Here is a 19,087-nt window from a genome sequence, read left to right as displayed (position 1 = left end):
GAACGGCTCACCGGAGCCGGTTGTCCGTATGCCGGACAAGGGGCCTGGACTCAGCCGCCTCGCTCCGTATTCTCTGCGCAACGGGCTCATGGGGCAGGGCCCGAGCTCCGGAGGGTGGTGGACACATGACGACAGCGCCGCTCCGGCCTGCGCCGGTGGGCCGGGAGGAACTCCTCGGCCGCCTTGAACGCGTCCTTCAGGCCCGCGGGCGCGCGCTGCTCACCGGTCCCGCCGGGGTCGGCAAGACCGAGGTCGCCGTGGCCGCCGCCGCCCGCGCCGAGGCGCGCGGCGAGACCGTGCTGTGGCTGGCCACCCTCCCCGCCGACCGGGACATACCGGGCGCGGCCGCCGCCGCGCTCGTCGCCTCCGTCGCCGCCACCGTCACCTGGCCGGGCCCGGCCCACCCCGGGGCCGCCGCAGGCGCCGGAGAGCCGCCCTCCGCCCCGTACGACGCGGGACACCCCGTACACGGCGCCCACGGGGGTACGGAGCCGGGCGCGGCGCCCGGCGACGGCGAGCCCCGCACGGCCGAGCTCCCGGCCCCGCGCCGCCCCGGCGACCACACCGACGGCCCGGGCACCGGCGAGCGCCGCTCCTGCGGGCACGCGCCGGTCGGCGGGATCGGCGTGCTCGCCTCCGGGGTCTTCGACGGGCTGCCCGGGCCGCAGCGGGCCGCCGTGGCCATGCTGTGCCGCGAGGCGCCGCCGGAGGACGGCGGCTGGGACCCGATCGCGCTGCGCCTCGGCATCGCCGGGATCCTGCGCGCGCTCACCGCGCGCGGCCCCGCCCTGCTGGTGGTCGACGGTGTGCAGCACATCGACGCGGACAGCGCCGACCTGCTCCGCTTCGCGCTGCACCTGGCGCCGCCCGCGCTGCGGGTGATCGGCGTGGAGACGCCCGAGGCCTACGCGGCGTACGACCCCGGCCCCGGCCCGGACGCCGCCGCGGGCGGCGGCGCCGGGACCGATCCGCACGGCACCCGGCTCTGGGTGCCCTCGGAGGCGGACGTGCTGCTCGTGCCGCCGCTGCAGGCCGACGAGATCGCCGAACTGCTGATCCACCACCGGCTGCCGTCCCGGATGGCCGGCCGCATCCACAAGGCGAGCGGCGGCAATCCGCGGCTCGCGCTCGCCGTGGGCCGCTCGCTGGCCGACGCCCGCACCCCGGTGCACCACGCCGAGGCCCTGACGCTCTCCGGCCGGGCCCGCGACCTGGCCCGGCAGCTGCTCGGCGCAGCGCCGTCCGAGGTGCGCGCGACGCTGCTGCTCGCCGCGCTCGCGCTGCGCCCGCACGCCGCCCTGGTGCGCCGGGCCGGGCGGCCGAACGCGGAGGCCGACCTCGCGGCGGCCGAGCGGGCCGGACTGGTGTCGCTGTCCGAGGACGGCACGGTCGCCTTCACCGCCGGGCTGCTGCCCTCCACCCTGGTGCACGACGCGAGCTGGGCCGAGCGCAGCGCGGGCCATGCCGCCCTGGCCGGGGTCGTGGACGACCCGGTGGAGGCGGTCCGGCACCGGGCGCTCGCCACCGACGCGCCCGACGAGGAGCTGGCCGCCGAGGTCGCCGAGGCGGCGGACCTCGCCCGGCGGCGCGGCAACAGCGCGCTGGCCGCCGAACTCGCCCTGCTCGCCGCCGAGTCCACGCCGGGCCGGCTCGGGCAGCAGCGGATCACCCGCCTGGTGGACGCCGCCGAGGAGGCCGCGCGGGCGGCCCGCGCCGATCTCGCGATGCGCGCCGCCACCGACCTGCTGGCCCGGGACGCGGCGCCCACCGACCGGGTGCGGGCCCGGCTCGCCGTCCTCGACACCGCGGGCCAGGGCCTCACCGGCCTCGACGAGATGTACGTGCACGCCATGGAGGACTCCGAGGACGACACCGCGCTGCGCGCCGCCGTCCAGCTCCGGCTCTCCATCAAGTACGTGCTCGCGGACGGCGATCCGCTGCGTTCCCGGGCGGCCGCCATGGAGTCGGCGGCGCTCGCCGCGTCGATGGGCGACCCCCGTACGGCCGCCCAGGCCCTGACCGTACAGGCGCGGATGGAGCGGGCGCTCGGCGCGCCGGACGCGGAGGCCGTGCTCGCCCAGGCGCGGGCCCTGGAGACGGCCGAGCGGCCGGCCGGGATCCGTAACGCCGCCCAGATCCTGACGATCCGTCACGCCCTGTTCGACGGGCGGCTGTCGGACGCGCGGGCGCAGCTGGGCGCGCTGCTGCCGCTGGTGCAGCGGCGGGGTTCGGTGGAGGACGCGATCGAACTCCTCAGCACGCTCGCGGAGATCGAGTCGCGGATCGGTCCGTGCGCCTCGGCGCTCGCGCACGCCGGGCAGTCGCTGGCGCTGACCCTGGAGGCGGGCCTGTCGCCGGGCCCGGCCTGGTACGCGCTCGCGCTCGCCGAGACCGCGGGCGGTAGCTTCGCCCGGGCGGCCAGCTACGCGCGGCGCAGTGTGCAGGCCTCGGAGGAGGAGGGCGACCGGGTGTTCCTTTCCCGGAGCCTGTACGCCCTCGGCCGGGTGCAGCTGGTCAACGGGGACGTGAGCGCGGCCCTGGAGACGCTGCGCCGGGTGGAGACGAACGAGCGGGCGCAGTCGACGGTGGATCCGTCGATGCTGCGCTGGCACGAGGAGCTGGCGGAGGCGCTGCTCGCGCACGACGCGGTGGACGAGGCGACGGCGCTGCTCGCGGAGGTGCGGCCGGTGGCCGAGCGGCTCGGCCGGTCGACGGTGCTGCTCGGCTTCGACCGGGCGTACGCGCTGTGCCTGGCGGCGGAGGGGCGCACCGACTCGGCGGCGGAGCTCCTCGCGGGGACGGCGGCCCGGTTCGGCGAGGCGGATCTGCCGGTCGAGCGGGGCCGGGCGCTGATCGCGCTCGCCCGGGTGGAGCGCCGGCGGCGGCGCCGCTCGGCCGCGCAGGCGGCGCTGCAGTCGGCGGCCGCGGTGTTCGAGCGAGTGGGCGCGGCGCCGTGGCTGGCGCTTGCCGGCGAGGCGCCGGCCGGTCCGGGGGGCGAGGGCCCGGTGGGCGAGGACGCGCTGCCGGGGCTCGCCTCGCTGACCGAGGCGGAGCTGCGGCTGGCCCGTCTGGTGGGCTCTGGGGCCAGCAACCAGGAGGCGGCGGCCAAGCTGTATCTGAGCGTGAAGACGGTCGAGGCGCGGCTGACCCGGATCTACCAGAAGCTGGACGTGCGCTCGCGCGCCCAGCTGGCCACCGCGCTCCGACCGTGAGCCTGTGATCCTTTTCAGACCGTGAACGGGCGCTGGCCCAGGAAGGCCGGCGCGGGGGCTCCCGTCGTGTAGAGGTTGGGGCTCTGGGTGGGCGGCAGCCTGCGCTGGATCGCCCGGTGGAAGGTGCGGTAGTCGCCGCGGAAGACGCCGTCCTCCCAGACCTCCAGGAGCGCCTCGGTGAAGGCGCCGTTGACCGGGCCGTCGGCGGCGGTCTGGTTGTCCTGGCAGGCGGAGATCAGGATCACCGGCGGGCCCTGGCCGTCGCCGGTGACCGCGGCGGCCTTGGCGACGGAGCGCTGCAGGTCGTCGTAGAAGACGCGGTCGCGCTCGTACAGGGCGATCTGCTGCGGCTCGGGCAGATAGCGGGCGGTGGTCGCCTCGCCGCCAGGGAGCTCGACGCTGCTGCCGCTGTGGCAGCAGTCGAAGAGGGTGACGATCCGTACGCCGTCGTCGAAGCGGCGGAACTCCTGGTGGACCTCGTCATCGAGGAACTGACGGTCGTAGAAGACCAGGGTCTCGTCGCGCCGGTCGGGCTCGTCGTCGGGGCCGGTGACGTCGGGCACCTGGCCGCCGTGGCCCGAGTAGGTGAAGAGCAGGATGTCGCCGGCGGAGAGCCGTTCGGCCGCCGCGCGCAGGGCGGTGGTGACGCCCTCGACGGTGCCCTCGCGGGTGAGTAGGACGGTCTCCGTGAAGCCCGCGGCGCGGGCCAGGCGGGCCATGTCGTGGGCGTCGTTCTCGCAGGCCACGAGGGTGCCGTCCCAGCCGTCGTAGCGTTCGGGGTCGACCCGGTTGAGGCCGACGTGCAGGGAGAGTCCGGTGGGCATGGGAGGCCTCCTCACGGCGTGGGGAGGGGGCACCGGGGGCGTCTGTTCGAGTGGCCTGCGGGTCCGGTGCCGTGGGCGACCCTCGTCCGCGCGGTACTTACATCGTATGAACCCCAGCGACTCCCGGCATGATCTCGCCGACCGCACCGGCTACGACGAGACCTTCCTCGGCCCGGCGGTGCCGCTCGCGCTGCCGGCCCGCGCGTCGGTGGAGACGGTGATCCTGCCGTACACCCACTTCACCGTGGTGTTCCGGCCCGACCGGCGGCTCGCCGCGTCGACCGCCGTCTGCATCGAGGGCGGCGAGCTGCTCGACGACGTGGAGCGCGACGACGTCTGGCTGTACGACCCGCGGCTTCCGCGCGAGCAGCAGGCGGGCGAGGAGGTGTACGAGAACAACAGCCTGGACCGGGGCCATCTGGTGCGCCGGCTCGACCCGGTGTGGGGCGCGGCGGCGGTGGCGGGGCGGGCGAACACGGACACCTTCCACTTCACCAACGCGGCGCCGCAGGCGGATGTGTTCAACCAGGGCAAGCAGCTGTGGCAGGGCCTGGAGAACTATCTCCTCGACCACGCGGCGGCGTTCGACCGCAGGCTGGTGGTGCTGACCGGGCCGGTGCTCCAGGACTCCGACCCGCCGTACCGGGGCATCCAGGTGCCGCTGCGCTTCTGGAAGGTGGCGGCCTTCATGCAGGACGGGGCGCTCGCGGCGACCGGGTACGTGCTGGACCAGAGCCCGGATCTGAGCCGGGACGCGGACCGGGCGTTCGCCGGGGCGGTCCCGGGCGCGCCGCCGCCGCTCGGCCCGTTCCGCACCTACCAGGTGCCGGTGTCGGACGTCGCGGAGATCGCCGAACTGGAGCTGGGGCCGCTGCCGGACGTGGATCTGATGCCGCCCTCGCGGGGCCCTGAGGACCGCTGGCGGCGCCTGGAGTCGTACGAGGACATCGCGATGGCGGACTGAGCCGGGGTACGCGGCGGGGCCGGCCGTCGCGGTCCGGCAGCGATTGCGGGGGTCCGCGCGCGGCGGGACGATGACAGCAGCGAGCAGGGCTTCCCCAACGGCGCAGGGACGCCCGGGCAGGTGCGTCATGCCGCTCACCGAGACGGAGTGGGGCCTCGTCACCAGCTGGGTGCGGGACCATCTCCTGGACGATCCGGATCCCCGGACCAGGCTCCTCGGCACCTCGCTGACCACGGACTTCGTCACGAGTCTGCCGCTCACCCCGGACCGCGACGCCAACGCGCGGCTGATCGTCGGCGCCGCCCGCCGGGACGTGGCCCAGCAGCGGCGGCTGCTCGACGCGCTGGCCCGCCTGGACGCCCTGGACCGGCTCGACGCCGCCGACGCGGTGGGGCGGGGCATGGAGGTACGGGCGCTGCTCGGGCGGCTGCGGGAGGACGAGGAGGCCGCCCGGGACGCGGCGGCCGACCCCTTCGAGGCGGTGGTCCTGCGGCACGGCACCGAGGTCTTCCTGGGGCGCGCGGAGCTGCGCGAGACGCTGCGCCGCTTCGTGGCGGACCCGGAGCAGACGGTCCTGGTGGTGGACGGCGAGCCGGACAGCGGGCGCTCGTACACCTACCGGCTGATCCGGCACCTGGGGCAGCACCGCGGGTTCCGTCCGGTACGGGTCACCCTGGCGCGGACCTCGACGGCGGAGCGGCTGGTGGCGCGGCTCTGGGAGTTCGTGGCGGGCCCGGAGGCGGACGGATTCCCGTTGAATCCGACACGGTTGAACGATCCACTGCCGTCGATCGACGACGCCGTGCACCGGATCGTGAGCCGGGCGACGGCCGCCGAGGACCGCTTCTGGCTGGTGCTCGACGAGTGCGACGCGCTCGACCCGAACTCCGACGTCTACGACTGCATCGGCAAGCTCGCGCTGGCGATCTACGAGCACACGCCGGTGCGGAAGGAGACGGTGCCGCGGCTCGTGCTGCTCGGCTACGAGACGACGCTGCACCAACTCCCGTACGACATCAGGAACAACGAGTGCCGGGACACGGCGGTCCCGGCCGGCCCGGACGAACTCCGGGACTTCTTCGGGAAGTTCCTCCGCGAGGCCGGGGGCCCGCCGTCTCCCGGGCTCGTGACCGACGCCGCCGACGAGGTGCTGCGGGCGGCCGAGGCGGCCGGTCCCGGGACCGGCCCCGGGGACAGCCCGATGCGGCGACTGTGCACGGCGACCGAGGAGGCGGTACGGATCCGGCTCGCCCTCGCCCCTGGCGAGGACTACCTCGCTCAGCTGCGCACCGGCCTCCGCTCCCCCGCCGCCCCGGTGGTCACCGCACTGCCCGAACTCCGGCGCGCCTACCGCGAGGCGGCCTGCCTCCTGGAGTCCTTCGACCCGGCGGAGCTCCGGCTCCCGGGCGAACGCGAGGCGGGCGGCCGCGCGGCGCTCGAACTCGTCGACGACTGCACGGCCTCGGCGGCCCCCCAGCGCTCCGTCCGCTGGACCCTGACCCCCGAGGTGCGTACGGAGGCCCTCCGCGGCCTCGCCGGCCCGGAAGCCGCCCGGCGGGCCCTCGCGGCGAACGCGCCCGGCCCCGATGCGGAACCGGGGGTCGCCCGGGCGGCCCTCGCCCTGCTGTCCGGCGCGCCCGCTGCCGTACCCCCCGACGCGGACGTGGAGCAGTTGTCCGACCTGCTCCAGGCGGTGCTGTGGCTGGGGCAGGTGCCGGGGACCGGCGGTCTGCTGCCCTCCGTCGAGGAGGTGCAGCGGCGCCTTGAGCGGGCCCGGCTGCTGCAGCCGCTGCGGCTGCTCGTACGGGACACGTTCCACGGCCGGACCCGTGAACTCGACGCGCTGCGGGCCTACTTGGCGCTGCCGACCGAGCCGGCCGAGCCGCCCGTGCTGCTGCACGGCATCGGCGGGATCGGGAAGAGCACGCTGCTCGCCCGCTTCCTCCTGGACGCCCTGAAGGAGGCCGCGCCGGACGGATTCCCGTTCGCCTGCATCGACTTCGAGCGGCCCACCCTCTCGATCCACGAACCGGCCACGGTCATCGCCGAGTCGGCGCGGCAGCTGGGCATCCAGTACCCGGAGCACCGGGAGGCCTTCGACTCGCTCACCGAGCGCTGCGGGCGGACCGCGGGTGTGCAGCGCGGCGAGCGCAGCCGGCTCGACGAGCTGTCGCAGCTCTCGGCGACCCGCGCCACCTACGGGCGCGACTACTCGGCCGGCTTCCACGCCCGGGCCAGCGCCCGTGAGCAGGATCTGGCGCGCGAGCTGGCGAGCCTGGTCGCGAAGGCGGTCGCGGTGCCGCCGGGCGCGATGGAGCCGCCGCTGCTCATCGCGGTCGACTCGTTCGAGGAGGCGCAGTACCGGGGCTCGCCGCTCATCTCAAGGATGTGGGCGGTGTGGACGGCGCTGCGAGCGGCGTATCCGCGGCTGCGGTTCGTGGTCGCGGGGCGGGCGCCGATCGACCACCCGGCGCGGGTCGTCGTACCGCGTGACATGGAGCTGACGGAGCTGGACGAGCAGGCGTCGGTCGATCTGCTGATGTCCGCGGGGATCGACGACGAGTCGGTGGCGCGCGGTCTGTACGCGCGGGTCGGCGGGCATCCGCTGAGCCTGCGGCTCGCGGCGCGCACCGCGCTGTCGCTCGGCGCGGACACGGAGTCCCTCGGCGAGCTGCTCAGTGGTCTGACGGCGCGCCGCAGGCTGCACACCAGCGTGGACCAGATGCTGATCCAGGGCACGCTGTACGACCGGCTGCTCAAGCACATCGCCGATCCGGACGTACGGGCCCTGGTGCAGGCGGGCCTTGCGCTGCGGGTGATCACGCCGGACCTGGTGCGGGAGGTGCTCGCGGGGCCCGCCGGGGTGGCGGTGCCGTCGACGGCGGAGGCGGGCCGGTTCTTCGGTCTCCTCACCTCGCGGCTCGACCTGATGGAGTCGGCGGGGCCGCTGACCATCCGGCACCGGCCGGACCTGCGGTCCATCATGTTGCGGCTCTCCGACGGCGCCCGGACGGATCTGATGCGGGCCGTGGACACCCGGGCGGTGGCGTACTACGCGGCCCGCGACACGGTCCGCGACCGGGCCGAGGAGATCTACCACCGGCTGCGGCTCGGCGAGAACCCCCGTACGGTGGAGGCGCGTTGGCGCTCCGGTGTGGAGGCACACCTGGTGGGCGCGGACCGGGACATGGCGCCGCGCTCGGCGGCCTTCCTGCTCGGCCGGATCGGCGGGCACGTGCCCGACCAGGTGATGGCCGGGGCCGAGCAGGAGGACTGGGAGCGGATCGCGGCGCGCGAGGTCGAGGACCTGCTGACCCAGGGGTACGTGGAGGCCGCGGCCCGCCGGCTCGCCGAGCGGCAGCCGTGGACGCCGTGCAGCCGGCTGCACGCGCTCCTGGTGGAGACCCTGGCCCGGTCGGGGCGGACGGCGGACGCCCGGGAGACGGCGGAGCGGGCGGTGGACCGGGCGGCGGAGGCGGGCTGCGCGGAGACCCGGCTCGAACTGCTGCAGCTGTCGGCGCGGCTCGCGCAGGACGCGGGCGACTTCGCGGACGCGGACCGCGATCTGCAGGAGGCGGAGGGCGTGGCGGCCGGCCTCGGGCTTCCGTACGAGTCGATCGGCGTCCTGGTGGCCCGCTCGCGGCTCGCGGCGGCCGCCGACGCGGACTCCGGCGACACCGACGCGCGGCTCGCCCGGCGGCTGCGCGGGCTGCCCGACGAGGATCTGGCCCGGCAGCCGGCACTGGCCCGGGCGGCGGCCGTGTCGGCCTGCCGGGTGGACCCGCCGGCCCTGGCCCGCACGCTGCGGCTCGTGGGCCTGCCGGAGGACGACGAGGCGGTGGTGGCGGCCCTTGCCCGCCGGTTCGAGACGGCGATGGCGGACGAGCCGCAGCTGCGCGAGCCGCTGGCCAGGATCCTGGACTCGGCCGCGGCGGGCGCCCGTTCGGCCTCGGCGGAGCCGCTCGCCGGTGGTCAGGGCGGTGCGCCGATGCCGCCGGACCAGGTCGAGGAGGCGCTGCGCGAGGCCCGCCGGCACGGCACCCTGGACAGCCTGGCCTGGCGGGCGCTGACGCTGAGCGACCGCAGCGGGGATCTGCTGCTCGGGGTGGCGGAGGCCGTGGACGCGGGCTCGGCGCTCGCGGGCCCGGGCTACGGGCCGGTGCCGGGCGGCACGGAGCTCGTGGGGCTCACCCCGCCGCCGGACCAGGCGGAGGCGGCCTGGCGCAAGGAGCCGTACCTCGACTCGGACGCGCTGCTCGGCGTGGAGAACGCGGCGATGGAGGCGGGGCTCGCCGACCGGGCGATGCGCGGGCGGCTGTTCGCGGGGATCAAGGACCACTTCTGGATGGCGCTGCTGCCGCAGCCCACCCCCTTCAAGCAGATCCAGTCCGACCTGCGGACGATGAACCGGGTGGAGCGGCTGATGGAGGGCGAGGTGCCGCTGGAGCTGTGGCTGCGCAACGCGATCCGGCTCGCCGCCGACCCGGCGGCGGTCGCCGTGTTCCAGGCGGCCCTGGACCATGTGGTGCGGGACGCGGCGGGCGAGCCCGAGCTCCCGGCGGAGTTCCTGTCGGTCGACTCCCTGGAGGAGATCGTCGTCCGCGACGACATGGTGCCCTTCGAGTTCCTGCACGAGGGCTTCCTCGCGGGCGGCGCGGTCGCCCGGGTCACGGTGCCGCCGTACGAGGCGGGCCGGCCGCTGCACCCCGCGTACCCGCACGTCGGCACGGGCTGGCTGATCGCGCCCGGGCTCCTGGTCACCAACCACCATGTGGTGAACGCCCGCAACGGCATCGGCGGCGGCCGCGCGCAGGCCGCCGAGGACGACCTCCAGCTCCAGGTGCGCAACTCCCGCTCGCGCTTCGACTACGGCGCGGACCAGGCCGAGACGGAGGAGGCGACGGCCGCCGCCCTGGTCGCCTGGGACGCCGAACTGGACTACGCCGTCCTGCGTCTGACGGAGGCTCAGCCGGAGCGGCAGGTGCTGCGGGTGGCGACCGAGCCGTACGAGAGTCGGGCCGGCGACACCCAGGCGGTCAACATCATCCAGCACCCCAAGGGCATGCCGAAGCGGGTCGCGCTGCGCAACAACCTGGTCTACCAGGTGAACGAGGACAGCCTGGCCTACTTCACCGACACCCAGGGCGGCTCCTCCGGCTCGCCGGTGTTCACCGACCGCTGGACGGTCGTCGCGCTGCACCGCGGGGCCCGCCGGGTCAGCGGCGTCGAGTACCAGGGCCGCAGCACGACGGTGGTGAACGTCGGCACCCAGCTGAGCCGGATCCTGGCCCATCTGCGGGACAACCGGCGGGAGTTGTACGAGGAGATCATGGCGGCGCAGGCGGCGCTGCCGCCGGAGGAGGACTGAGCCGCCGGGAGACGACGGAGCCGCCCGCGGGCGGCGGGCGGAGGTGACGGGAGATGGGTTACGGATCACGCAGCGGCTCGCACACCGGGTCACCGGTGGCGACCGGCCCCGAGCAGGTCTTCGGCGATCTCGGCGCGGTGGCGGCTCGGGTACGGAGCCGGCTCGAGGCCGAGCTGGAGATCCAGGAGTCCGCGCAGGAGCTGCCGCCGGGCGTCGCCCCGGCCGCCGAGATCGGGCGCTTCGCCCAGGAGGAGCGGGCCCGGGTCCTGGAGGCCGGCGTCACCGGTCTGGAGAAGCTGGCCGCGGACCGGGCGGACGAGATCGACGAGGACGAGTACTTCGGGGTGGAGGCGATCGTCCTCCTGGAGGGCCGGCCCGCGATCCTGGTGCAGGGGCAGGACTTCCCGCCGCAGCCGGGCGACTGGTCGGTGCTCGACGCGTCCCGGACCGCGATCCGTGAGTCGATCGCCCGGGTGGGGCGGGTGGAGGTCACCGGGCATCCGAACCTGGACTGGATCGGCACGGCCTTCCTCGTCGGTCCGGAGGCGGTGATGACCAATCGGCACGTGGCCGCCGAGTTCAGCCGGGCCGAGGGCGCGGGCTGGAGCTTCCAGCAGGGCATGACGGCGCGGGTCGACCCGGGCGAGGAGCTGCCCGCGCACCAGGCGCCCGGGCCGGTGCCGGCCGCCGGCCCGCTGCCGTACGAGATCACCGGGGTGATCGGCATCCACCCGGACGTGGACCTGGCCCTGCTGCGGATCGCCCCGCCGGACGGCGAGCCGCTGCCGACCCCGCTGGCGGTCGCGGCGGACGCGCCGGCGAGCGTGCCGGGCCGGCCGGTGTACGTGATCGGCTATCCGGCCTGGGACGGGCGGCGCAACGAGCCGGAGTCGATGCGGCGGATCTTCATGGACGTCTACAACGTGAAGCGGCTGCAGCCGGGCATGGCGACCGAGTTCACGCCCGGCGGTCTGGTGATGGGGCACGACTGCTCCACCCTGGGCGGCAACAGCGGTTCCCCGGTCTTCGACCTCACCGACCACCGGGTCCTGGGTCTGCACTACGGCGGGCGGTACCGGACCGGGAACGTGGCGGTGCCGCTGTGGGAGCTGGAGGACGATCCGCTGCTCGCGAAGGCCGAGGTCAACTGGGTGTGAGCGGGCGTCTGAGCCGCCTCAGGCGGTGTCGCTGAGCAGGCCGAAGACCGGGAGCAGCCCGTGCGGGCGCTGGTCGACCGGGAGGTGGTCGACGAAGTGCACCCGGGCGCCGAGCGCCTCGGCGCCGCCGTCGGCGCGCCGGTCGTCGCCGACCATCAGGGTCTCGGCGGGGGCGAGGCCGAGCCGTTCGCAGGCGAAGCGGAAGATCCCGGGGTCCGGCTTCTGGACGCCGACCTCGAAGGAGAGGGCGTAGACGTCGACCCACCGGTCGAGCCCGTGGGCGCGGAACACCGGCCGCAAGTCCCAGCCGATGTTGCTGACCACGGCGACGGACACGCCGCCGCGGCTGAGCTCGCCGAGAGTGCGGGCGGTGTCGGGGTAGGGGTGCCAGGCCTCGGGCGTCATGTGCCGTGCGTAGAGGGCGTCGACGAGGACCGGGTCGGTGACGCCGGCCTCGCGGATGAGCGCGGTGTACGCGGCGTGGTGCCGTTCGGCGTCGAGGTCCCGCTCCGCCCAGAGCCGCTCCAGCCGGGCCGGCACCCGCTGCGGGTTCGGCCCGCCGGGCATGGCGCCGTGGTAGGTGAGCCGCTCCACGGTGTGGGCGAACTCGTCGCCGGACAGTCCGACCTCGGTCTCGGCGAGGACGGCGTCCAGCCAGTGGGCGATGGACTCGACGCACAGCAGGGTGCCGGAGAAGTCGAACATGACGCCTTTGATCACCCCTCGATCGTAGAACGCCGCCGCCGGGGGCGGGGGCGCGTCCGGATTGCCGGGTGTGGCGGGCGGTGCGGTAATGGAGACGACCTCACCTCCCCCACCCCTTCGACGGGAGCAGCCATGACCGACGGTCCCCAGCCGATCAGCGCCGACGCCCTCCGGGCGCTCCGGCGGGAACTGGCCGAGCTGCGCACCGAGCGTGCCGCGGTGGCCGTCACCCTGAGGGGCGAGGACGACGCGGTCGGCGACCGGGCCGACGAGGCGGACGAGCTGCAGCGCGCCGACGAGGTCGCCCGGCTCGACGAGCGCATCGCCCGGATCGAGGAGCGGGTGCGCGGCGCCGCCGGCGCCGGAGCGCCGTCCACGGATGCGGTCGGGGTGGGCTCCACCGTCACCGTGCGTTTCGAGGACGGCGGCGAGTCGACGGTGCACGTCGGTGAGCTGGCGGACGCCGACGACCCGGCCCTGGTGACCTCGGACAGCCCGCTCGGCTCCGCGCTGCTCGGCCGGCGGGCCGGCGACACCGTCACGTACCGCACGCCCGGCGGCCCGATGAACGCGGTCGTCGTCTCCGTGGACGCCTGAGCCCGGCCCGGCCCCGTCCGGCGCCCCGCGCTCCGCCTCAGTGTTCGAGGACGACGACGGCCTCGTCGGTGTACGCGAGGAACGCGAAGGTCTCCTGGAAGTACAGCTCGACGCTGTCGGCGTCGTGGGCGGTGTAGCCGATGGCCAGGTCCTGGCCGAGGCGCAGTTCGAAGTCGCCGCCGCGCAGGGACAGGACGAAGGCGCCGGTGACGGCGGGGGCCCAGATCGGCGGGGCGTCCAGCATCCGGGCGAGGTGGGCGGCGATCGGGTAGCCGTGGTCGGAGGTCTCGCTGACGGCCCGGTAGTCGTCGGCGCCGAGCAGCAGCGCGTAGGGGCCGTCGACGCCGGCGAGCCGGAGCGCGGTGAGGGCCCGGCTGACGGCGTCGGGGTAGTCGCGGGGTTCGGTGGGCAGCCCGAGGACCGGGTTGGAGCTGCGTTCGCGCAGTCCGTCGATGCCGGCGGCCGGGTAGCCGTCGAAGACGGCCCGGTCCTCGGCGAAGGCCATGGCCCGGGCGGCGTCCTTCACGGGCTGCCAGTCGGAGTCGTTCGCGCCGCGCTCCACGTCGTCGACGGCCTCGCGGCTGACGGTGAACGGCACGCGCAGTTCGACCAGCGGCTTGGCCTCGCGCAGCCGGGCGGTGACGCCGGGGGCGGGCGCGTCGATGCCGGCGAGGTGGCCGGTGCCGACGGCGGCGAGCCCGGGCCCGGCCGGGTCGGGCACGTCGACGACGCGGCGGCCGGCGACATGGCGGCGGAAGGTGCGCCGGGCCTCCTCCTCGATCTGTTCCCAGGCGGCGGCGGTGACCGGGGCGAGTTCGCGGTGCAGGTTGTTGAGGGCTGCGGGGTCGCCGGGAGGCGTCATGACGGTCAGGCTCCTTTCAGGCTGCCGATGCCGAGCGAACCGGCGGGTACGACCGGCGGGCCGGCCGTGGCGGCGGCGAGGTGCGGCGGGTCGGGCAGGTCGTCGAGGAAGTCGGCGCTCGGGACGAAGAAGAGGCAGCCGGTGACGGCCGTGGAGAAGTCGAGGATGCGGTCGGTGGCGCCGGGCGGCTCGCCGAGGAACATCCGGTCGAGCATCCGCTCGGTCACCTCGGGGGTGCGGGAGTAGCCGATGAAGTAGGTGCCGAACTCGCCGCTCCCGATGCTGCCGAAGGGCATGTTGTCGCGCAGGATCTGCTGCTCGGTGCCGTCGGCGTCGACGATCGTGTTGACCGCCACGTGCGAGTCGGCGGGCTTGACGTCGTCGGCGAGTTCGACGTTGGCGTCCTTGGTGCGGCCGATGATCCGTTCCTGCTCCTCGACGGGGAGGGCGTCCCAGGCCGTCATGTCGTGCACGTACTTCTGGACGGTGACATAGGCGCCGCCCTCGTACCCGGGGTCCTCGTCGCCCACGTGGACGGCCTCGGCCGCCGCCCGGCCCTGCGGGTTCTCGCTGCCGTCGACGAAGCCGAGCAGGTCGCGCTCGTCGAAGTAGCGGAAGCCGTGCACCTCGTCGACGACGGTGACGGCGTCGCCGAGGCTCGCCGCGACGAGGCGGGTCAGCTCGAAGCAGAGGTCCATGCGCACCGCGCGTACGTGAAGCAGCAGGTCGCCGGGGGTGCTGGGGGCGTGGTGGCGGGGGCCGCGCAGCTCCCGGAAGGGGTGCAGGCCGGCCGGCGGCGGCGCGTCGAAGAGCCGGGGCCAGACGGTGGCGCCGATGCCGACGATGCCGGTGAGCCCGTCCTCGGGGGCGCGGAAGGAGACGGAGCGGACGAGTCCGGCCAGCCCGTCGAGGGCCTCGCGCACCGCGGCCTCGCCGCCGGGGTTCACGGTGGCCACCAGGAAGACGGCGGCTTTCGCGGGAGGGGCGAGGACGGGCTGCGGGGTGCTCACACGACTCCCTGGAGAGACTCGTCAGGATCTGCCGGACCGGAGGATCCGCCGGACCGGGCAATCCCGGATCTTTCGGGCGACCGGATCGCGGCCAGCGTATCCACGCCCCCACCGCCCCGCACCCGGGGTTCGGGCGTGCGGGTCATCCGGCCGCCGGTCCGGCCGCCGGGGCGTGCCGACCCCGCTTGCGGGGTCCCGATGACCGGGTTTGAGTGGGAACGCCCCCACCCCCTCAGGAGCAGCAGATCCTCAGGAGCAGCAGATGTCGATGGCGTTCGGTTCCCCCTTCGGCCCGTCCGATCCCTTCGGTTCGTCCGAGGCCTTCAGCGACCTGCTGAACCGCTTCTTCGGGATGTCGCCGGCCTCCTCTCCCCCGGCGGTCCAGCGCGTGCCGATCGGACGGCTGCTCACCGAGTCCTCGCGCGAGCTGGTCAGCCGGGCGGCGCGGCGGGCGCTGGAGGACGGCACGGACGACCTCGACACCGAGCACCTGCTGTGGGCGGCGACGCAGGTGGAGACCTCCCGCCGGATCCTGTCCGAGGCCGGGGTGAACCCGGACAAGCTCGCCGAGCAGATCTCCGCGGTGCTGCCGCGCGAGTCCGGCGAGCCGTCCGCGGAGCCGGGGCTCACCCCGGCGGCCAAGCGGACCCTGGCCGCCGCGCACGCGTACGCGCAGGCCGCGGGCGTCTCGTACATCGGTCCCGAGCACGTCCTCGGCGCGCTGCTGCGCGACCCGGACTCCGGCGCGACGCGCTTCCTGCGGGCCGAGGACCTGGACGTGCAGAAGCTGCGCGGTCTGGCGGAGCAGGCGTCCCGGCCGGAGAGCGCGCCGGTGGCGGCGCCGAAGCAGCCGGCGACCACCCTGGACGAGTTCGGCCGGGACCTCACCGAGGAGGCGCGGGCCGGGCGGCTGGACCCGGTGGTCGGGCGGGCCGACGAGATCGAGCAGACGGTGGAGATCCTGTCCCGCCGCTCCAAGAACAACCCGGTGCTCATCGGCGAGCCGGGCGTCGGCAAGACCGCGATCGTGGAGGGCCTGGCCCAGCGGATCGTGGCGGGCGAGGTGCCGGACACCCTCAAGGACAAGCGGGTGGTCTCGCTCGACCTGTCGGGGATGGTGGCGGGCGCGCAGTACCGCGGCCAGTTCGAGGAGCGCCTGAAGAAGGTCATCGAGGACGTGCAGCAGGCGGAGGGGGAGATCATCCTCTTCATCGACGAACTGCACACCGTGGTCGGCGCGGGCGCGACCGGCGAGGGCTCGATGGACGCGGGCAACATGCTCAAGCCGGCCCTGGCCCGCGGCGAGCTGCACGTGGTGGGCGCGACCACCATCGACGAGTACCGCAAGCACGTCGAGAAGGACGCGGCCCTGGAGCGCCGCTTCCAGCCGGTCCTGATCCCCGAGCCGACGGTCGAGGAGACCGTGCAGATCCTCGAAGGGCTGCGCGACGCGTACGAGGCCCACCACCAGGTCCGGTTCGCCGACGGCGCCCTCGCGGCGGCGGCCGAGCTGTCCGACCGCTACATCAGCGACCGCTTCCTGCCCGACAAGGCGATCGACCTGATGGACCAGGCGGGCGCCCGGGTCCGGCTGCGCAGCGCGGGCCGCTCCACCGAGGTGATCAGCCGCGAGGACCGGCTGGCGAAGCTGCGTCGGGAGAAGGACCAGGCGGTGGCGGGTGAGGAGTTCGAGCGGGCCGCCGAGCTGAAGCAGGAGATCGCCGAGGTGGAGGGCGAGCTCGCGGGGATCGAGGAGCGGCGCGAGGGCGTCGTGTCGGTGACCGCCTCCGACATCGCCGACATCGTGTCCCGCCGCACCGGCATCCCGGTCTCCCAGCTCACCACCAGCGAGAAGGAACGCCTGCTCAAGCTGGAGGAGGAGATGCACGCCCGGATCGTCGGCCAGGACGAGGCCGTCACGGCCGTCTCCGAGGCGGTGCGCCGCAACCGCGCGGGCATGGGCGACCCGAACCGCCCGGTCGGCTCCTTCCTCTTCCTCGGCCCCACCGGCGTCGGCAAGACCGAACTCGCCAAGACCCTCGCGGAGTTGCTGTTCGGCGACGAGAACCGCATGATCCGTTTCGACATGAGCGAGTTCCAGGAGAAGCACACCGTCGCCCGCCTTGTCGGCGCGCCGCCCGGATACGTGGGGTACGAGGAGGCCGGCCAGCTCACCGAGAAGGTGCGCCGCCAGCCGTACAGCGTGGTGCTGTTCGACGAGGTGGAGAAGGCGCACCCCGACGTCTTCAACACCCTCCTGCAGATCCTGGACGACGGGCGCCTGACGGATGGTCAGGGCCGCACGGTCGACTTCCGGCACTGTGTCGTCATCATGACGTCCAACATCGGCGCACACCGCATCCTCGCGCACCAGGGCGACGCGGCGGAGCTGAAGGACGAGCTGATGGAGGACCTGCGGGGCCGCTTCCTGCCCGAGTTCCTCAACCGCATCGACGACATCATCGTCTTCCACAGCCTCACCGAGCAGGACCTCACCCAGATCGTCGAACACCTCCTGGACCGCAGCGAACACCGGGTCCACGCCCAGGGGTTGAGGCTCGAGGTCACCGAGGCGGCGAAGCGGCTCCTGGTCGCCCACGGCTACCAGCCCGAGTTCGGCGCCCGCCCGCTGCGCCGCACCATCCAGACCGAGCTCGACAACCGCCTCGCCACCCTGCTGCTCTCCGGCGAGGCCGACCCGGGCGACACGATCGTCGCAGACGTCCTCGACGACTCACTGCACTGCACGATCCGCCGGGCGGCCGACGACCAGGCCGTGGTCTAGGTCGCGGCATCCCGGGTACCCGCCGGGTGACGGGGGGCCGATGCCACGCCGTGAGGAGGCGGCCGTGAGTCCCAAGCACAGGCCGAGCGCACACGCGCTGAAGGAGTACCACCGCCGGCGGGACTTCTCCCGGACCGAGGAGCCGCGGGGCGAGAGCGAGGACGCCGCGGCCGCCGCTCCGGGCGAGCCTCCCTCGTTCGTGGTCCAGATCCACGACGCGACGGCGCTGCACTTCGACTTCCGCCTGGAGGTGGACGGGGTGCTGCGGTCCTGGGCCGTGCCCAAGGGCCCGTCGGCCGACCCGCAGGACAGACGGCTCGCGATGCCGACCGAGGACCATCCGCTGGAGTACCGCGCCTTCGAGGGCGTGATCGCGCCCGGCGAGTACGGAGCCGGCACGGTCATCGTCTGGGACGAGGGCACCTACCGGAACCTGTCGGAGGACCGGCACGGCGAGGAGGTCCCGTTCGCCGAGGCGCTCGACGCCGGGCACGCGTCCTTCTGGCTGGACGGGCGCAAACTCCACGGCGGCTTCGCGCTGACCCGGATCCGCGGCGACGGCTCCGGCCGGGAGGCGTGGCTGCTGGTCAAGCGCGCCGACCGGCGGGCCCGGGCGGACGACGGCGGCACCGATCCGCACCGCGCCCGGTCGGCCCGTACCGGCCGCACCCTGCGGCAGGTCGCCGGGAGCACGTCATGACCGTCCGGGCCGGCCGGCGCAGGGTCGAGGTGCCCCGGCCGGAGAAGGTGCTGTTCCCGGACGACGGGCTGACCAAGGCCGATCTGGCCGCCTACTACCGGCGGATCGCCCGGCGCATGGTGCCGCAGCTGCGCGGCCGCCCGCTGATGCTGGAGCGGCATCCCGACGGCATCGACGACTCCGGCTTCATGCAGAAGGACCTCCCCGAGCACTTCCCCGACTGGATCGCCCACGCCGAGCTGCCCAAGGCGGACGGCACCGTCACCTACGTCCTCTGCGAGGACGCCGCCACCCTCGTCTATCTGGCCGGCCAGGCCTGCGTCACCCCGCACCGCTGGCTGTCCCGCGCCGACCGCCCCGACCACCCGGACCGGCTGGTCTTCGACCTCGACCCGCCGGGCGACGACTTCGAGGCGGTGCGCCGCACCGCCCGCCGTATGCACACGCTGCTCGACGAGCTCGAGCTGCCCTCCCTGCTGATGACCACCGGCTCGCGCGGTCTGCACGTGGTGGTGCCGCTGCTGCGCCGGAACACCTTCGACGAGGTACGGGCCTTCGCCGGCGAGGTCGCCGATCTGCTCGCCGCCCGGCACCCGGACGAACTCACCACCGCGGCCCGCAAGAAGGACCGCGGCGAGCGCCTCTACCTGGACGTCCAGCGCAACGGCTACGGCCAGACCGCCGTCGCCCCCTATGCCGTACGGGCCCGGTCCGGCGCGCCGGTCGCGGCGCCGCTGGACTGGGCGGAGCTTGACGACCCCGGCCTGACCGCGCGCCGCTGGACGCTGCGGGACGCCGACGAGCTGCTCGACCGCACGGCATGGCGGAACCCGCCACGGGGACACTCCGCGGCGGCGGCCCGGCGGCGGCTCGCCGCCCTGGACGAAGGCGGGTGAGCAGGCC

Annotated in this window: 12 protein-coding genes; 8 read left to right on the top strand and 4 right to left on the bottom strand. The window is 74.8% G+C overall.

The genetic code is table 11. The features are described from left to right. Positions 1–125 precede the first annotated feature (125 nt). On the top strand, positions 126–3,212 hold the full coding sequence (locus JAO84_RS32085; RefSeq protein WP_370415977.1) for a LuxR C-terminal-related transcriptional regulator: 3,087 nt from the start codon (positions 126–128) through the stop codon (positions 3,210–3,212). A 14-nt stretch (positions 3,213–3,226) separates the two neighbouring features. Here the strand turns inward: JAO84_RS32085 and JAO84_RS32080 are convergent, their stop codons facing one another. Beyond that, positions 3,227–4,036 (bottom strand): caspase domain-containing protein, encoded by an 810-nt coding sequence (locus JAO84_RS32080; RefSeq protein WP_370415976.1) that lies wholly within the window; start codon positions 4,034–4,036, stop codon positions 3,227–3,229. 106 nt (positions 4,037–4,142) lie between these two features. On the opposite strand from JAO84_RS32080, the gene JAO84_RS32075 reads away from it, so the two are divergent. The 3 genes from JAO84_RS32075 (at position 4,143) to JAO84_RS32065 (ending at position 11,525) form a co-directional block, all read left to right on the top strand. After that, positions 4,143–5,000 carry a DNA/RNA non-specific endonuclease gene (locus tag JAO84_RS32075; protein WP_370415975.1) on the top strand — a complete coding sequence of 286 codons (858 nt, stop codon included), beginning with the start codon at positions 4,143–4,145 and terminating at the stop codon, positions 4,998–5,000. Between the two features lie 127 nt (positions 5,001–5,127). After that, the gene (locus JAO84_RS32070) at positions 5,128–10,368 is read left to right on the top strand and encodes a trypsin-like peptidase domain-containing protein (protein WP_370415974.1); all 5,241 of its coding nucleotides are present in this window, start codon (positions 5,128–5,130) and stop codon (positions 10,366–10,368) included. A gap of 53 nt (positions 10,369–10,421) precedes the next feature. Continuing rightward, on the top strand, positions 10,422–11,525 hold the full coding sequence (locus tag JAO84_RS32065) for a serine protease (protein WP_370415973.1): 1,104 nt from the start codon (positions 10,422–10,424) through the stop codon (positions 11,523–11,525). An 18-nt stretch (positions 11,526–11,543) separates the two neighbouring features. Here JAO84_RS32065 and JAO84_RS32060 read toward each other — a convergent pair whose 3' ends face one another. After that, on the bottom strand, positions 11,544–12,230 hold the full coding sequence (locus JAO84_RS32060; protein WP_370416927.1) for an HAD family hydrolase: 687 nt from the start codon (positions 12,228–12,230) through the stop codon (positions 11,544–11,546). Between the two features lie 132 nt (positions 12,231–12,362). Between JAO84_RS32060 and JAO84_RS32055 the strand changes: the two genes are divergently transcribed. Further along, on the top strand, positions 12,363–12,827 hold the full coding sequence (locus tag JAO84_RS32055; protein ID WP_370415972.1) for a GreA/GreB family elongation factor: 465 nt from the start codon (positions 12,363–12,365) through the stop codon (positions 12,825–12,827). Positions 12,828–12,864: 37 nt separating this feature from the next. Here JAO84_RS32055 and JAO84_RS32050 read toward each other — a convergent pair whose 3' ends face one another. Both JAO84_RS32050 and JAO84_RS32045 read right to left on the bottom strand, forming a co-directional pair. Further along, positions 12,865–13,689: a family 1 encapsulin nanocompartment shell protein gene (locus JAO84_RS32050; RefSeq protein WP_370415971.1), complete on the bottom strand. Its 825-nt coding sequence runs from the start codon at positions 13,687–13,689 to the stop codon at positions 12,865–12,867. Between the two features lie 5 nt (positions 13,690–13,694). After that, the gene (locus JAO84_RS32045; protein WP_370415970.1) at positions 13,695–14,699 is read right to left on the bottom strand and encodes a Dyp-type peroxidase; all 1,005 of its coding nucleotides are present in this window, start codon (positions 14,697–14,699) and stop codon (positions 13,695–13,697) included. A gap of 262 nt (positions 14,700–14,961) precedes the next feature. On the opposite strand from JAO84_RS32045, the gene JAO84_RS32040 reads away from it, so the two are divergent. The 3 genes from JAO84_RS32040 (at position 14,962) to ligD (ending at position 19,080) form a co-directional block, all read left to right on the top strand. Next, entirely contained in the window at positions 14,962–17,484 is a 2,523-nt protein-coding gene (locus JAO84_RS32040) for an ATP-dependent Clp protease ATP-binding subunit (RefSeq protein WP_370415969.1), read from the top strand. 64 nt (positions 17,485–17,548) lie between these two features. Next, on the top strand, positions 17,549–18,184 hold the full coding sequence (locus JAO84_RS32035) for a DNA polymerase ligase N-terminal domain-containing protein (protein ID WP_370415968.1): 636 nt from the start codon (positions 17,549–17,551) through the stop codon (positions 18,182–18,184). Next, complete coding sequence (ligD, locus tag JAO84_RS32030; RefSeq protein WP_370415967.1) at positions 18,181–19,080, top strand: non-homologous end-joining DNA ligase; 900 nt, start codon at positions 18,181–18,183, stop codon at positions 19,078–19,080. Before JAO84_RS32035 ends, ligD begins: the two co-directional genes overlap by 4 nt. Positions 19,081–19,087 lie beyond the last annotated feature (7 nt).

The sequence above is a fragment of the Streptomyces fradiae genome, from assembly GCF_041270065.1.
In the GTDB taxonomy this organism is placed as follows: Bacteria; Actinomycetota; Actinomycetes; order Streptomycetales; family Streptomycetaceae; genus Streptomyces.
Note: the sequence above shows the minus strand (reverse complement) of the source record. Positions and strands in the feature narration are given on the sequence as shown.

Excerpts from the sequence above, each read along its gene's own strand:
- JAO84_RS32050 (WP_370415971.1), bottom strand. The coding sequence starts at position 13,689 with ATGACGCCTCCCGGCGACCCCGCAGCCCTCAACAACCTGCACCGCGAA.
- JAO84_RS32065 (WP_370415973.1), top strand. The coding sequence starts at position 10,422 with ATGGGTTACGGATCACGCAGCGGCTCGCACACCGGGTCACCGGTGGCG.
- JAO84_RS32085 (WP_370415977.1), top strand. The coding sequence starts at position 126 with ATGACGACAGCGCCGCTCCGGCCTGCGCCGGTGGGCCGGGAGGAACTC.
- JAO84_RS32075 (WP_370415975.1), top strand. The coding sequence starts at position 4,143 with ATGAACCCCAGCGACTCCCGGCATGATCTCGCCGACCGCACCGGCTAC.
- JAO84_RS32055 (WP_370415972.1), top strand. The coding sequence starts at position 12,363 with ATGACCGACGGTCCCCAGCCGATCAGCGCCGACGCCCTCCGGGCGCTC.
- JAO84_RS32080 (WP_370415976.1), bottom strand. The coding sequence starts at position 4,036 with ATGCCCACCGGACTCTCCCTGCACGTCGGCCTCAACCGGGTCGACCCC.
- JAO84_RS32060 (WP_370416927.1), bottom strand. The coding sequence starts at position 12,230 with ATGTTCGACTTCTCCGGCACCCTGCTGTGCGTCGAGTCCATCGCCCAC.
- ligD (WP_370415967.1), top strand. The coding sequence starts at position 18,181 with ATGACCGTCCGGGCCGGCCGGCGCAGGGTCGAGGTGCCCCGGCCGGAG.
- JAO84_RS32040 (WP_370415969.1), top strand. The coding sequence starts at position 14,962 with ATGTCGATGGCGTTCGGTTCCCCCTTCGGCCCGTCCGATCCCTTCGGT.
- JAO84_RS32070 (WP_370415974.1), top strand. The coding sequence starts at position 5,128 with ATGCCGCTCACCGAGACGGAGTGGGGCCTCGTCACCAGCTGGGTGCGG.